The following is a 14,182-nucleotide window of genomic DNA, read 5'->3' as shown; positions in this document are numbered from 1 at the left end:
AACGACGGATCGAGACGCGGTGTGGCGTTACTTCGATCCCGTGCGGCGAATGAGGATGTGGGTCGAAACGCCGAGGATCGTCATGAGCAGCATGAGAAGCGCGATGCTCAGCATGATGTTGTTCGACAAGACGCCGCCGAAAATTGGTCGAATGTCGGACAGGACCAGCCGCTCGGGCATCACATAGGTGACTCGGGCGGGTTGGATCGATTGCAGCGCGTCGGTCTTGACGTTGAGGCTGATGGCTTGGCCTGCGAGATCAGACCATTGCCCGTTGGCGACGAGATGGGCGATCCCGTTTTGGTACAGGTCGGCCGTCGGTGCGGTCACGACCAACCATTGAGACGGGTTCCGCGTGAAATGCGGGAGTTCGAGACCCCCGATCGACGCAGACCCGACATCGGGCGCGATAGCGGCGATCAGCATCGTGGTGCTGGTGGCGGGCAGCCGATCGAACCGGCTCTGATTGCCCGAGAAGAAGAACCCCCGGCTTCGCAGAAGTTGCTCCGCCCCGTTCACGACCGCTTGGACGCCGGACTTGACCATGACGCTGTTGTCCGTTGCGGCTGCATCGAGCGGCATGTCGGTGCTCATCGGGTTCGGCTCGGCCCTGCGCGCCTCGCCTGTTTCGGCCACCACAGGCAGTTCGTTCGAGGCTGGCTTCGCGATATCGTGCAAGCCGGAGGCGAGGGTCTCGGGCAGTTGATCGGGGGTGCCGATCACGATGCCAGGCGCATCGCTGCTCGCGACGGAGCCGACGTGCACGGCAGGAGATCCGACGTCGATCCGGCTCGCTGCCATATTGGCCAACAGGGTGAGCCCGGCGCCGACTGAGCCGCTATCCGCGTTCGGGAGGTAGAGGTTCAGGTGCTGACCGTCCGCGACCGTCCTTGACGAGAGCGCGGAGGGAATCTGCGGCAGGGTCACGAGCCGCGCGAAGTCGGGAAATTCGAGCTCGGACGATCCGGCGATCATCAGGCGTGGGTCATGCGACATGGTGGAATGGTCGCATTGCTGGTCGAGCGGCGAACTGGTCATGCCCTCGATCGCGATTTCGTTGTGGCCCGGGTGGAAGAACCGTAACGGCAGTTCCACGATGGCATGCTGCAGCCGTTCGGGTTTTCCGCCAGCCAGCGGCATGGTCGAGACCAGGGTGCCGTTGACACGGAACACGAGCGCGCTGTTGTCGTCGAGGGCGCCCGAATGCGCGCCATCGAGCAGCAGGCGGGCCCGGTCGTTGGCCGGGTAGAAGTCGGACGGCAGCGTGATGTCGAGGCTCGACATGTAATGACGGCCGGCGAAATTCTCGGTCGCGAAGCCGAGTTCGGCGAAGCTGCGGCGGCTGCCACTGTTGATGACGGATCCGCCGCTGCGCGCCACCGATCCAAGCCCGCTCCTGCCAAGGCTGTCGATCTGCCGTTCGATGTCGGCATCGTCGTTGCCCGATAGCACCAGCACGAGACGGTTGGTCGCCGGGTCGCGGCCGATCGTCAGGGTCTCGTCACGCGCCAGCAGATGCAGCGCTTTGATGCTGTCGTCCTGCAGCGCGCCCTTGTTGATCAAGACGTCAAAGCCCGGTCCGCGACCAAGGTCGGGGCCGCTGTCGACGATCGGGCGAGCAAGGCCGGCGTGACGGACGATCGCACCGATGAAGCGCCCGGCTTGGCCGATGCTGGCCTCACCGGCGCCCTGGGGCAGGCGCATGTGGATGCGCGTCGTGCCGTCATCGGCGAGCGGTTCGGCTGCGAGATCGCCGAGCGAGCGCACCGAAAAAGCCGCGTCCTTCGGCACGATGAACCCGGTTTTGGCCGGATCAAGCGAGGCCCAGAGCTCGTATGTGGCCTTGACCGAGCAATCGACGCGATGGGTCAGCGCCACGCTGACCTGAACGGTGTTGAGGCCCGGCACCAAGAGGCCGTTCGGGATCTTCACCGGAAAGGCGGTGACCTCTTCATGCGACGAGGCCGGGATCGTGGCCAAGGTGACGCCGTTAATCGACAGTTTCACGGTCGAGCGCTCGGGCAGCAGCGACACCGCATTGAGCAAGGCCAGTTGAAACGTTTGGGTACGGGCGGCTTCGAGGCGGCCAAGGGAGATCTGCCAGGTCTTGGTGGTATTCTCGCCATTGAACATGAGTTCGAGGCGGCCGGCGGGCAGGTGCTTGATGACTGCATTGGCCTGATCGACGCTCGGAGTGCCCGGTTTGCCGATTGTCAGGAATTGAGCCGCCGACTGCGCTTGCGTCGGCCCGGCAAGCGCCAGGAGGACGGAGGCCGCGAAGGCAGTTGAACGAAGCAGGGTCGACAGAAGGGGGGGCGACGGGACCAGCATGGTGGCGGCTCTCGAACGGGAGATCAGGGTGCAGGGGCTTCGAGGCACCCGCTTAAAGGGCGGATGCTTCGGCGGCGGATCGGATCGAGGCTCAGCTCGTGGTCGTCTCGGTCGAGGCGTCGGTTCGGCCGGCGCTGACTTGGCCGCGACGGAACACGGCGTAATAGAGGCCGCGCGTGGTCTGGGCGAACCACCAGGTCACGATGATGGCGGTGCCACGAAGCACGCCGACCTGTTTGTAATTATCGACCCGCCCTTGGTGGACCGGCGTGATGTCGGCGAACACGACCTTGGCGATGATCTTGAAGCGATCCGCATTGACGCCGTAGAATTTGAGGCCGGCGCCCCGCCCCTCGTCGAAGGAGCGGCGACCGACGCTCGTCACGGGTGTTTCGAGTACGGTCCCAAGTGCATCGCCGCTCACGATGCGGAGAATGCCGGGGGTGCGAGGCGGCAGCTGAGCGGTTCCGAGCAGACGCACCCGCAGGCCACCGAAGGACATATCCTCGATCACGACCGGCAGAATCTCGGTTCCGAACACGAGACTTGCCTTGAGATTGCTGCTGACGCGGGGAACGCTGCGACGTTCCTGCAGCTCGCAGACGGCGCCCAGCGAGATGCCGGTCAGGAACAGGTTCAGGGCGCTCCACACGCCCACCACGGTGATGAGGTCGCGGGTGTTCGGCTCATTGGCAAATCGGAAGCCGAGCACGATCATGCTGGCCAACACGAGGAAGAAGATGACGAAATAAGGTGTGGCGAGGCCCGATAGGCGGCTTTCGTCCAGCGTCTGTCCTTTGGCGGTCACGTCGAATTTGGGACGACGCGGGTTGATGAAGACGCTGATGACGGCGCGGAATAGCATGACGGATTGAATATATTCATAGATGTCGGACGCCCATGGCCAACGGAACTGGCCGAAGACATAGCTTTGAATCATGAGCGCGGCGAGCATGTAGGTCAGCGTATAGGCCAAGAATTCCTGCCCATTCGCGATATAGATCTTCATGCCGAAGAAGATGTAGAGCATTGGCGCAAAGATAAAGACCATGCGGGACAGTGGGAACAGCCAGAACATGCTGCTCGATAGATAACAGAGCCGCTGCGGCAAGCTAAGGCCGCTCTTGAACAGTGGGTTTTTCAGCAGCATGATCTGCACCATGCCGCGGCACCAACGCGACCGCTGGGTGATGAAGGCGTCGAACGTCTCGGGCTGCAGGCCGGCCACGAGCGGCTTTTCAACATAGAGACTGTTCCAGCCGCGCGAGTGCAGTTCGAGCGCGCTTTCGGCATCCTCGGTGATCGAGGATCCCTGGAAACCACCCACTTGTTCGAGAGCCTGCCGGCGCAATAGCGCTGCCGAACCGCAGAAGAACGCCGCGTTCCACTTGTCGAGGCCCTTCTGGACCATGCCGTAAAACATCTCGTTTTCGGATGGCATGTGGGCCGCCGAGATGTTCTTCTCGATCGGATCCTTGTTGAGGAAGAAATGTGGTGTCTGCACCAGAAACAGCTTGTCGTCCGTGCTGAAGAACCCGACCGTCTCGGTCAGGAAATCGACTGCGGGCACGTGATCAGCGTCAAACACAGCGACGATCTCGCCGTCGCTATGGGCCAAGCCGTTGTTGAGATTGCCGGCCTTCGCATGCGAATTATGATCGCGGGTCAGATAGGTGACCCCGAGCTCGCGGCAGAGCGCCTGCATGCTTTCGCGGCGGGCCTGGGCTTTCGCGGCAATGCCGGGATTGTCAGATTGCACCTTCTCTTCGGTACCGCCGTCGTCGAGCAGGAAGACGTTGAGCTTGCCGGCCGGGTAGGTCATTCGCTTGGCCGCCGCGAGGGTCGGCGCCACGATGTCGATGCTCTCGTTATAGGACGGCACGAAGACGTCGACGACAGGAGCGTCGGCCGCGCTCAATTGCGGCGCCTTGGGGCGGTCGATCGGGTCAGCAACCGTGAAGAGACTGAGAAACAGCATAGTGACGCAGTAGCATTCCGCGCAGACCAGGATCATTCCTGCGGTGAAATCCAACGGCGAGTCGATCGAGGGCACCGTGCTGGTCAAGCGCCAGAGCACATAACGCAAGACCACGAACGTCCCGAGTGCCAGGAACACTGGACGCCAGGCACCCGAAAGCTTCAGGAGCTTGATCGCAACCATGACGACCAAAGCCGAGCACGCAAGTGCGATCTGTGCTTCGACCCCGAGGGGTAATCCAGCCGCGACGAATGTGACAACAGCGGCGATGCCCCAGATGAGAAAAGTCATTGTTTTGATCATGGCTAATTCTCTGCTGTTAAGGCAGCCGTCAATGTTGTCAGGCTAGCTTCCTAACTCAGAGACGCCGTAACCGCCTTGCTGCTGGTGACGATAAAAGGGGAGCGAACGGCTGATTCGTCAATATTTGATTCAACTTTTTATCATGTGCCGTTTCGTAATATTAATTTTTTATTAACTCATTACTCAAAAGTTTGTGGTGCTTGTGAGGCAAGAGACTGCTCCGGCCTAAAAGAATGGGAGTGACGTGGGAAAAGCCCGCCTGCCTTTCCGCTAACCCGGTGCGCTGATATCGACGCGAGAGCAGAATCGGTGCCGATGATGGGACCGGCTGGAACCGGCGGGGGCGGGATGTTCAGCACATATCGGGAAATCTGGGACCAGTCTGCGCCGATTGGATCAGATATCTGGGATCATTACTTGGATGTCATCGACGCTTATCTGAACCGTTAGCGTCAGAAAGCCGATCTTACGTTACTAGAGATCAGACTTAAAAAGGCGCTTGCCACTTTGCGCTCCGACACCGTCACGGGTTCGATGGGTTCAAGCCGTTTACCAAGAGTTTGATAGCCGCCTATAGCGAAGCGGTGATCATCGTCGATCAAGCCGACGCGGAAGCATCTCTCCACCTTGGCGCGGATCACGCGTACCGAGTTTCATACGACGATCCAGATGCCGTCAAAGACGCGATCACTGCGATCCGGAGTGATTTCGGCGGCCCGAGATGGCAAGTCGCTCAACAAGCGATGGCCGGTCTGAAACAGAATTATGGCCTCCCTCGCGTGGTCGGGATCTGCGTGATCTGTTCAGGGTCGCGGCCACATTCTGAGGCGGTACGACTTCACACAAATGTGATATCGGCCAGAATAGAGTTAGGAGTAATATTAGGAGGTCACGCGCCGGAACAACACGGTGTGGATCGGAGGACATGACCATGATGTCGGTCTCGATGACTTCATTCAATGCTTTGCTGATGGTCTTTGCCGCAGTCCCGCTGGTCGTCTTGATCTGTATCTATGGCGGCGACGGTGCCGGCGCTCTTTGGGAGCAACACCGGCGCCACAAACGGCATTGAGCGGCAGCCGTCGAGCGATGTCTCGACCCTGAGTTTGTGACGCGGAATTGGGGTCGACCGTGGCAAGACGGAACCGGTTGATCCCCGTGCGTCTTGCTCTACAACGTCGTCCATGCATGCTCCGTCCGCACCCCAAGCCGCCATCCCCACGGACGGGCTCCCCACGCCACAACGTTACGTTGCGACCTTCGCGATCCTGACCGCGATTGTTCTCGCGGTTCTCGACGGCGCCATCGCCAATGTGGCGCTGCCGACCATCGCGACCACGCTGCAGGTCTCGGCGGCGGCATCCGTGTGGATCGTCACCGGCTATCAGGTCGCCTTGGTTGCCGCGCTTTTGCCCTTTGCGGCTTTGGGCGAAAGCATCGGCTTTCGACGCGTTTTCATCGGGGGCGTGCTGCTCTTCACGCTGGCATCCGCCTGCTGTGCGTTCTCTCCCAATCTCCCCATCCTTATCGCCTCGCGTGTTCTGCAGGGCCTGGGATCAGCCGCTATCATGTCTATGATCGCGGCCTTGCTGCGGTTCACCTTTCCGTATCGCCTGCTCGGCAGCGCCATCGGCATGAACGCCCTTGTGGTGGGCCTATCCTCGGCCGCGGGCCCGACGCTCGGGGCCGGCATTCTCTCTCTGGCGAGCTGGCCTTGGCTCTTCGCCATCAACATTCCGCTCGGTCTGATCGTCTTGGTTGCGGCGCGGGCGCTGCCGATCACGGAGGCGCATGGTCGTCGCGTCGATCTCATCAGCGTCGGGCTCAACATCGCGTTTCTGGCCCCGCTCGTCATTGGTGCCGACTGGCTGCTGAGCCGGCCGTTGATCGCGGGTCTGCTGCTGGCGGTCGCGGCGGTCAGCCTCATGATGCTGGTGCGGCGCGAGACGAGGCAGGTCGCGCCCCTCATCCCGCTCGATCTCTTGCGCGGCGGGACGTTCCGCTACTCGGTCATTTCGTCGGTCTGTATGTTTGGCGCGCAGATGCTGTCCTTCGTGGCGCTCCCCTTTTATCTGCAGCATGGGCTCGGGTTCGATCCTTTCATGAGCGGGCTTTATATGACGCCTTGGCCGCTCACGGTGGCGATCGCGGCTCCTTTGGCCGGCCGCTTGTCGGATCGTGTCTCCACCGCGATCCTTTGTGCGCTGGGGGCCGCCTGCATGGCGGTCGGCTTGACCCTGGCAGCGGTATGGCCGCTTTCGTCAAGCATCGCGCCTCTGATCGCCTTCATGGTGATCGGTGGGCTCGGGTTCGGCTTCTTTCAGACTCCGAATAATCGCAACATGTTGCTTTCGGCCCCGAAAGCGCGGAGCGGCGCGGCGGGCGGCATGCAGGCGACCGCGCGGCAGTTCGGCCAGACGTCTGGCGCGGTCATCATGGCGATCCTATTTTCGCTCTTCGCCGCCAACGCGCCTCGGATCGGGCTTGGTGTCGCGGCCGCCATGGCGCTGGCGGCCGCGATCGTCAGTTGTTTGCGGATCGAGCGACCCGCCGCGAAAGCCGTCGAATCGGTTGCGACCGTTACTTGACGTTCCAGATCGACTTATAGACGTCGCGATAGCCGTTGGCCGGGTCGTAGACGTTGTCGGGGCCGCCGTCGAAGCCGATGTTGTCGGCGGTCACGAGATGAATGCCCGAGACATAGCCGGACCAAGGCTGCTTGGCGAAGGCACGGTTCAGTTCATCCACGAGCTGCCAGCCCTGTTCGTGCAACGGCTCCGGCACCGTGGCGATCTGATATTGCTTCGACCGGATGCGCTGGAACGCCGACTCGGACCCGTCTCCCGCCGAAATGTTCTTGGGCGTGTCGGTTCCCGACTTGCCGGCGGCCCCAAGCGCAGGTCCCATGAAGTCGTAATAGAGGTCGTTCACCGCGAGCGAATAAGTCCACTTGTCGCCGAAGCGCTGCAGCAGCGAGGTGGTGAGCTGCGGCATACGGGTCGAGGCTTCGCTCATCGGCGCGTCTTCGAGCGTCAGCACGGTGCAGCCGCTGCATTTCTTCATGGCGGCCTCCATCATGCGGGCTTTGGTGATCGCCATCTCATATTGCGAGTCGCCGAAGATCACGACGCCGGCCTTGCCGTCCGAATCCGCGATCGCGAGATCGGCCGCTGTCTCGGCCACGTCGGCGATCCTGGTATTCACGTTGGCAAACATGCCGGTCTTCGGGTCCGGGCCGGGCGCCACCGTCGCGTGCCAGCCGACAAACGGAATACCGGCATCTTTCACGGCACCGAGCGCGGCATTTTGCTCGATGGCGTCGAAGCCGCCCACGATGATGCCGTCGGGCTTGAGCGCCATGGCTTGGTTGAGCGCCGCCGTGCGACCGGAGATTTCGCCCTGGCCGTCGATGATCCGCAGGGTCCAGCCGATCGCTTTGGCGGCTTCGTCGACGCCACGTGACACACCTTCGGTGCCTCCGTTTTTGAGATCGCCGGCGACATAGATGATGGTCTTGCCGGTCGCGGCCTTCGGGCCCGTCGTCGGGCCGTCCCACTTGCCGGCTTTTTGCGTTGCGGCAGCGACTTTCGCCTTGGCGGCATCGACGAGAGCATCGGCTTGCGCCGCGCTCAAGGCCAAGCCGGTCAAAAATGCGGTGCCGGCCAGCAAAGCTGCGCCGCGTCGAAACAGGTGTCTGGTCATGGTTGTGTGTCCTCCCGTGGTGTTGGCACGGCTTGTGGGTCGCGCAGGACCACCGCTTTGGGTGGACTTGCGGCCGCGCCGCGTTTGCGTTGAGCGTAGCCGGCGATCCCGATCGCCACCAGCAACGTCAATCCGTTGAACATCGGCTCGACCCAGAAGGAGCCGCCGAGCTGCTGAATGCCGGAAATGCCGATCGCCAGGATCGCGACGCCAATCAGCGTGCCCCAGACATTGACGCGGCCCGGTTTGATCGTGGTCGAGCCGAGGAAGGCGCCGACCAGCGCCGGCAGCAGAAATTCGAGCCCGACGCTCGCCTGGCCGATCCGGAGTTTCGAGGCCAGGATGACGCCGGCGGCCGCCGTCAGCGTGCCGGAGGTGACGAAAGCCGCGATCGTATAGCGCCGGACCGGGATGCCGTTGAGGGCCGCCGCCTTGGGGTTGGCCCCGATGGCATAGAAATACCGGCCGATCGGCAGATATTCGAGCACGAACCAGAGCACCACGGCCAGCGCGAGAACGTAGAAGCCGGTGATGGGCAAGCCCAGAAACCGCGCGCCGTTGAGCGTAAAGAACCCCTCCGGCAGTGTCCCGATGATCTGGCGCCCCTTCGAATGCCACATCGCGATGGCATAGAGCACCGTGCCGGTGCCGAGTGTTGCGATAAAACTATCGATCTGCGCGACTTCGACCAGGACGCCGTTAAGAAAACCCACGGCCGCCCCGAGCAGCAGCACGATGATGGCGGCGAGCGGCCAGGGCACGCCGAACCAGACCTGCAGGCTGATCGCGAGAATGTGCCACAGCACGATGCCGTAGCCGACCGTGAGATCGATTTTGCCGGTCACCATCGGGATCATCACGGCAAGCGACAGAATCGCGATGATGGCTTTGTCGGAGACGATCGAGCGGAGATTAAGGAGCGTCGGGAACGTCGACGGCAGAATCAACGAGAAGAACACGGCCAGGACGACCGCGAGAATCACCAACCCATAGACCGGCAACAGGCGAACCACTCGGCCCATCGGTGAGAGTTGGTCGAGCTCGAAGCGCGTCGGCTCGAGCGCATTCGATTTGACCGAGTTAAGCGCCATCCGGGGTCCCTTCGCTCATGCGGCTTCGGACGCGGAGGCGCTAAGCACCACCGCCTCCATGGTCAGGGCAGGCCCTGCCAGTTCGGCGATGATCCGCCCCCGGTTGAACACCAGGGCGCGGTGGCAGATATGGGCGACTTCCTCGAAGTCGGTCGACACCACCACAACGGCGAGGCCCTCGCCCAAGGCGCGCGCGATGAGGCGATAGATTTCTGCCTTGGCCCCGACATCGACACCGGCGGTCGGATCCTCGGCGATCAGGAGCTTACGGGCGGTTGCCAGCCAGCGGCCTACCACGACCTTCTGCTGATTGCCGCCGGACAAACGCTCGATCGGCAATTCCGGGCTATTGGGCCGAAGGTCGACGCTGCGGCCAAGATCGAGGGCACGGGCCGCCTCGGCGCGGGGCGACAGGATGGACAGCAGGCTGCGCTGGCAAGCGCTCGGGTTCAAAAACGCGTTCTCGCGGACGCTCAGCGACGGCGCGACTGATTCTTCCGTTCGGTCACGCGCCATCAACCCGACGCCGTGCCGTAGGGCACTGCGGGGGGAGGTGAGGTCCACAAGGCCGCCATCGATCGTGACGCGTCCGCGATGCGGAAGGGCGCCGAACAAGGCGCGTCCGACTTCTTCCTGACCCGCGCCGCGTAAGCCGACGAGGCCGAGCAATTCGCCTTCGCGAATGTCGAAATCGACGGGGCCGGCGGCGTCGGTCGAGAGATTCGAGACGGTGACCCGCGCTGTGCCGGCCCGGAAGGCGCCTTTATCGAAGGCATCGAAGGTGGAGCGTCCGACGATCAGCCGCACGAGGTCGTCGGGATCGGTTTCGGCGACCGACTTTTCGCCGACGAGGCGACCATCGCGCATCACCACCACCCGGTCGGCAACCCGGAAGATCTCATCCAGCCGGTGCGACACGTAGATCATGCCGACGCCGCGGGCGCGAAGGCTCCGGATCGCGGCGAACAAGCGCTCGACCTCATCGGCCGGAAGGCTGGCGGTCGGTTCATCGAGCACGAGGAAGTCGCAATCGCTCACCAGCGCCCGGGCAATCGCAACCAGAGATTTCTCGGTGCGGCTGAGGCTTTGAACCCGGCGCTCGGGGTCGATATCGCATCCGACCAGAGCCAGGGCGCGCTGCGCGACGCGCCCGCTCGCGGCCCAATCGATCGCGCCGAAGCGCGCGAACCCCGTTCGGCGCGCGTAGCCTTGCGCAAGACCCACATTTTCGGACACGGTCATCCATTCGATGAGGCCGAGATCCTGATGAATGAAGGCGACCGGCTGGCGACCGCCCCGCGCAGCGGGACGATGGGCATAGGGTTGATCGCCGATGCTGATGCCACCCGCATCGGCCTTGTAGATGCCGCCCAAAATCTTGATGAGGGTCGATTTACCGGCGCCGTTCTCGCCGAGCAGCGCCACGATCTCGCCGCGACCGACGCCGAAGCTCACGCCCTTCAGCGCTTGGGTTCCCCCAAACGCTTTCATGACGTTGTCGAACCGCAGCATCGTGCTTGCGACCAAGGCTGACCTCCCGCGCAAGCCTGTCGGCTTGTGCTTGCGCCAGGATCTTTGCGTCCGGCAAACCTGAGTGGAAGCTAGCCCGGAAGGCCTGTCAAGCCGCGTTCGCAGCGACGATGCGTCATCGCGCGCGGTGCGAGCAGGCAACGAAGATCGATGTGTTGCGTTAGCCCCCACCGCTGCTCTGGCTTGCCGTCTGGCGAGGCAGGACGAAGGCAATCAAAGGATAATTGAATGAAATCTTTCGCGACAATACTCGGTGCCGCTTCGATCGGCCTTCTCTTCGTGGCAACGCCGCTCATGGCTCAGCAGCCCGCCTCGGGCGGCGGATCGGGCGGTGGCGCGGAACAGGGTGGTTCGGGTGCGCCCGGCAGCGGCACAGGCGTCCCAGGTGCGGTCGCTAAGGGGATGAGCGGGTCAGGCGTCGGCACGAGTACAACGGGGTCGCGCGGCATGAAGCCCATGCGCCACCACCGCCATCACCGCCACCACTAAGAGATCGAAACACGCCACCGCGGTTTAAACACCGCGATGCTCCGCCCGACGACGCGGGGTCGTTGGGCGGGGCGGCGACGTCAAACCCGCCGCGAGCCCGTCGATGATCGGGCAGTTTGGGCGGTCATCGCCATGGCAATGGTCTGCCAGATGGCGCAACGTGTCGGCCATCTCCTGCAGCTCGCGCATTTTGGCCTCGATCGTCGCGATGTGCTGAAGCGCGATCTGCTTGACGTCGGAACTGGCGCGGGAGCCGTCGCTCCACAGCTTCAGCAGCCGCGTCATATCCGGGACTGAAAATCCAAGATCGCGCGATCGACGAATGAACCGAAGCGTATGAACGTCGCTCTCGCCATAGACCCGATAACCCGCATGCGTTCGCATGATGCCTGGAATGAGACCGATCGACTCATAGTACCGGATCATCTTGGCCGACACGCCGGATGCTTTGGAGGCTTCTCCGATATTCATGCGAGGCTCCTTTCCTGCACTGCCCGCTGTTGCGCCGACGCGGTCGCTGGCTTTGGCACCGGTGGCTTGAACCGCCGAAGCCGCAGCGCATTCCCGAGCACGAAGAGGCTCGACATCGCCATCGCGCCGGCCGCCAGCATGGGTGACAGCAAGGTTCCATCGATTCCGTAGAGCGCACCGGCCGCGATCGGGATCAGCACGATATTATAGGCGAACGCCCAGAAGAGATTCTGGTGGATGTTCGTCATCGTGGCCTTGGACAGCGCGATCGCGTTGACGACCCCCTGCAGATTGCCGGACATCAACACGATATCGGCGCTCTCGATCGCGATATCGGTTCCGGTTCCGATCGCGATCCCGACATCCGCCGTGGCGAGGGCGGGCGCGTCATTGATGCCGTCTCCGACGAAGCAGACGCGACCGCCGTCGCGTTTCATCGCCGCAATGGCGTCCACCTTGCCGGCCGGGAGGACCTCGGCCACCACGCGCGCAAGGCCGAGCCAACCCCCGACGGCCTCGGCGGTCTGGCGATTGTCGCCCGTGATCATCACGACCTCGAGACCCAAGGTCTGCAGCGCCGACACCGCCGCCGCTGAGGTCGGCTTGATCTCGTCGGCAATCGCGCCGACCGCCGCGCCGCGCCCATCGATCGCGAAGAACAGGGGTGATCGACCGTTCCGGCTGAGCCGTTCTGCCGCCGTTGCAAAGCTTCCGGTCTCGATCCCGAGCGCGATCATGTGGCGAGCCGAACCAATGTCGATGCGGTGGCCACGGCAGATCGCCGACACGCCCGCGCCCGTCGCGACTTCGAAATCCTCGACAGGCTCCAGGGCGAGATGCCGGTCGACGGCGGCTGCCACGACCGCGCCTGCCGTCGCATGTTCGGACCGGGCTTCCACGGATGCCGCGAGCGTCAGCACGTCATTCTCCTCGAACCCCGGCGCAACCGTCAGGTCGGTCAGCGTCGATCGCCCGACCGTCAGCGTTCCAGTCTTGTCGAACGCCACGATCGTGACGTCGCGCAACGTTTGCAGCACGTCGCCACGGCGGAACAGCACGCCCAATCCGGCCGCTCGGCCGATCGCCACCGTGATGGAGGTCGGGGTGGCAAGGCCCATGGCGCATGGGCAGGCGATGATCAGCACCGCGACGGCGTTGACGAGCGCCAGCGGCAGGGCAGGAGCCGGGCCGACCACCATCCAGATCGCGAAGGTCACGAGCGCGGCGACGAGCACGGCGGGCACGAACCAGGCGGTCACGCGATCCACCGTCGCCTCGATCGGCAGCCGTGATCCCTGCGCGTTCTGCACCATGCGGACGATGCCGGCCAGAACGGTATCGCGACCGACATGGGTGACACGGAACGTGAGCGATCCGGCCTTGTTGATCGTGCCGCCAACCACCGCATCGCCGACGCGTTTCCGGACCAGGGTGGGTTCACCCGTGATGGCGGATTGATCGATCGAGGACGAGCCTTCAACGACCTCGCCATCGACCGGAAGGCGCTCGCCGGGGCGGACCATCACGATATCGCCGACCCGCACGTCCGCGATTGCGACATCGGTGGCGATGCCGTTCCGCATGACATGCGCGGTCTTGACCTGCAGCCCCACCAATTTCCGGATGGCGGTGCCGGTTTGCCCCTTGGCGCGGGCTTCGAGAGAGCGGCCAAGCAGGATCAGCGTGACGATAACGCCCGCGGCCTCGAAATAGACATGGGCGGTTCCGGCCGGCAGCGCTCCCGGCGCAAAGGTCGCAACCGTCGAAAAGGCCCAGGCGGCCCCGGCGCCGATCGCCACCAGCGCGTTCATGTCAGGCGCGCCGCGCAGCAAGGCCGACAGGCCGGTGCGGAAGAAATGTCGGCCGGGCCCGGCCAAAAGCGCCGTGATCAACACGAACTGGATGCGCCAGTTCCAGTCGCCCATTGTTGCCATGATCCACCGGTGAAACGCCGGGAACAGATGCGACCCCATTTCGACCAGAAAAACCGGAAGCGTGAGGGCGATCGCGATAGCGAGCCGGCGCCCGAGCGCCTCGCGCTCCGCCTTGCGAGTGGTCTCCCCAACGTCATCCGTCTCGCCCGATGCGAGCACGCGGGCGTCATATCCGGCACGCTTAACGGCCGCCAGCAGCGCTGCGGGATCAGGATCAGCCACAAAGGTTATCTCAGCCTGCTCGGTCGCGAGATTGACCGCGGCTGATGCAACCCCTGGCGTCGCCGCAAGGGCCTTCTGGACGCGCCCGACACAGGAGGCGCAACTCATTCCATCGATGGCAAGGCGCATGA

At 63.4% G+C, this 14,182-nt stretch carries 10 protein-coding genes; 3 read left to right on the top strand and 7 right to left on the bottom strand.

Annotated elements, in window-relative coordinates:
- Positions 1 to 27 precede the first annotated feature (27 nt).
- Positions 28 to 2,331 (bottom strand): cellulose biosynthesis cyclic di-GMP-binding regulatory protein BcsB, encoded by a 2,304-nt coding sequence (locus EY713_RS00360; protein WP_131113049.1) that lies wholly within the window; start codon positions 2,329 to 2,331, stop codon positions 28 to 30.
- 91 nt (positions 2,332 to 2,422) lie between these two features.
- A complete protein-coding gene (gene bcsA / locus EY713_RS00355) occupies positions 2,423 to 4,600 on the bottom strand; it encodes a UDP-forming cellulose synthase catalytic subunit (protein WP_131119067.1) in 2,178 nt (725 codons plus the stop codon).
- A 937-nt stretch (positions 4,601 to 5,537) separates the two neighbouring features.
- Between bcsA and EY713_RS22605 the strand changes: the two genes are divergently transcribed.
- Complete coding sequence (locus EY713_RS22605; protein ID WP_165490977.1) at positions 5,538 to 5,684, top strand: hypothetical protein; 147 nt, start codon at positions 5,538 to 5,540, stop codon at positions 5,682 to 5,684.
- A gap of 112 nt (positions 5,685 to 5,796) precedes the next feature.
- The gene (locus EY713_RS00350) at positions 5,797 to 7,200 is read left to right on the top strand and encodes an MFS transporter (protein WP_131113048.1); all 1,404 of its coding nucleotides are present in this window, start codon (positions 5,797 to 5,799) and stop codon (positions 7,198 to 7,200) included.
- Here the strand turns inward: EY713_RS00350 and EY713_RS00345 are convergent.
- Genes EY713_RS00345 through EY713_RS00335 form a run of 3 tightly spaced genes read right to left on the bottom strand, consistent with a single transcriptional unit; the run spans position 7,193 to position 10,917 of the window.
- Positions 7,193 to 8,314 carry an ABC transporter substrate-binding protein gene (locus EY713_RS00345; protein WP_131113047.1) on the bottom strand — a complete coding sequence of 374 codons (1,122 nt, stop codon included), beginning with the start codon at positions 8,312 to 8,314 and terminating at the stop codon, positions 7,193 to 7,195. The two genes, EY713_RS00350 and EY713_RS00345, sit on opposite strands and share 8 nt — an antisense overlap.
- Positions 8,311 to 9,405, bottom strand: coding sequence for an ABC transporter permease (locus tag EY713_RS00340; protein WP_131113046.1), 1,095 nt, complete (start codon positions 9,403 to 9,405; stop codon positions 8,311 to 8,313). The genes EY713_RS00345 and EY713_RS00340 overlap by 4 nt, the downstream gene beginning before the upstream one ends.
- A 15-nt stretch (positions 9,406 to 9,420) precedes the next feature.
- Positions 9,421 to 10,917 (bottom strand): sugar ABC transporter ATP-binding protein, encoded by a 1,497-nt coding sequence (locus EY713_RS00335; protein WP_131119065.1) that lies wholly within the window; start codon positions 10,915 to 10,917, stop codon positions 9,421 to 9,423.
- A gap of 246 nt (positions 10,918 to 11,163) precedes the next feature.
- Between EY713_RS00335 and EY713_RS00330 the strand changes: the two genes are divergently transcribed.
- Entirely contained in the window at positions 11,164 to 11,424 is a 261-nt protein-coding gene (locus tag EY713_RS00330) for a hypothetical protein (protein WP_131113045.1), read from the top strand.
- A 24-nt stretch (positions 11,425 to 11,448) separates the two neighbouring features.
- On the opposite strand, the gene cueR is transcribed toward EY713_RS00330, so the two are convergent.
- Together cueR and EY713_RS00320 are read right to left on the bottom strand one after the other, a co-directional pair.
- A complete protein-coding gene (cueR, locus tag EY713_RS00325; RefSeq protein ID WP_131113044.1) occupies positions 11,449 to 11,895 on the bottom strand; it encodes a Cu(I)-responsive transcriptional regulator in 447 nt (148 codons plus the stop codon).
- A complete protein-coding gene (locus EY713_RS00320; RefSeq protein WP_210215292.1) occupies positions 11,892 to 14,180 on the bottom strand; it encodes a heavy metal translocating P-type ATPase in 2,289 nt (762 codons plus the stop codon). The genes cueR and EY713_RS00320 overlap by 4 nt, the downstream gene beginning before the upstream one ends.
- Between the last annotated feature and the right edge of the window lie 2 nt (positions 14,181 to 14,182).

Source organism: Lichenihabitans psoromatis (assembly GCF_004323635.1).
Taxonomy (GTDB): Bacteria; Pseudomonadota; Alphaproteobacteria; order Rhizobiales; family Beijerinckiaceae; genus Lichenihabitans; species Lichenihabitans psoromatis.
The sequence above is the reverse complement of the archived record's forward strand: the minus strand, read 5'-3'. Positions and strand labels throughout refer to the sequence as shown.

Coding starts and splice junctions, on each gene's coding strand:
- EY713_RS00360 (WP_131113049.1), bottom strand. CDS start 2,331: ATGCTGGTCCCGTCGCCCCCCCTTCTGTCGACCCTGCTTCGTTCAACT.
- bcsA (WP_131119067.1), bottom strand. CDS start 4,600: ATGACTTTTCTCATCTGGGGCATCGCCGCTGTTGTCACATTCGTCGCG.
- EY713_RS22605 (WP_165490977.1), top strand. CDS start 5,538: ATGACCATGATGTCGGTCTCGATGACTTCATTCAATGCTTTGCTGATG.
- EY713_RS00350 (WP_131113048.1), top strand. CDS start 5,797: ATGCATGCTCCGTCCGCACCCCAAGCCGCCATCCCCACGGACGGGCTC.
- EY713_RS00345 (WP_131113047.1), bottom strand. CDS start 8,314: ATGACCAGACACCTGTTTCGACGCGGCGCAGCTTTGCTGGCCGGCACC.
- EY713_RS00340 (WP_131113046.1), bottom strand. CDS start 9,405: ATGGCGCTTAACTCGGTCAAATCGAATGCGCTCGAGCCGACGCGCTTC.
- EY713_RS00335 (WP_131119065.1), bottom strand. CDS start 10,917: ATGCTGCGGTTCGACAACGTCATGAAAGCGTTTGGGGGAACCCAAGCG.
- EY713_RS00330 (WP_131113045.1), top strand. CDS start 11,164: ATGAAATCTTTCGCGACAATACTCGGTGCCGCTTCGATCGGCCTTCTC.
- cueR (WP_131113044.1), bottom strand. CDS start 11,895: ATGAATATCGGAGAAGCCTCCAAAGCATCCGGCGTGTCGGCCAAGATG.
- EY713_RS00320 (WP_210215292.1), bottom strand. CDS start 14,180: ATGCGCCTTGCCATCGATGGAATGAGTTGCGCCTCCTGTGTCGGGCGC.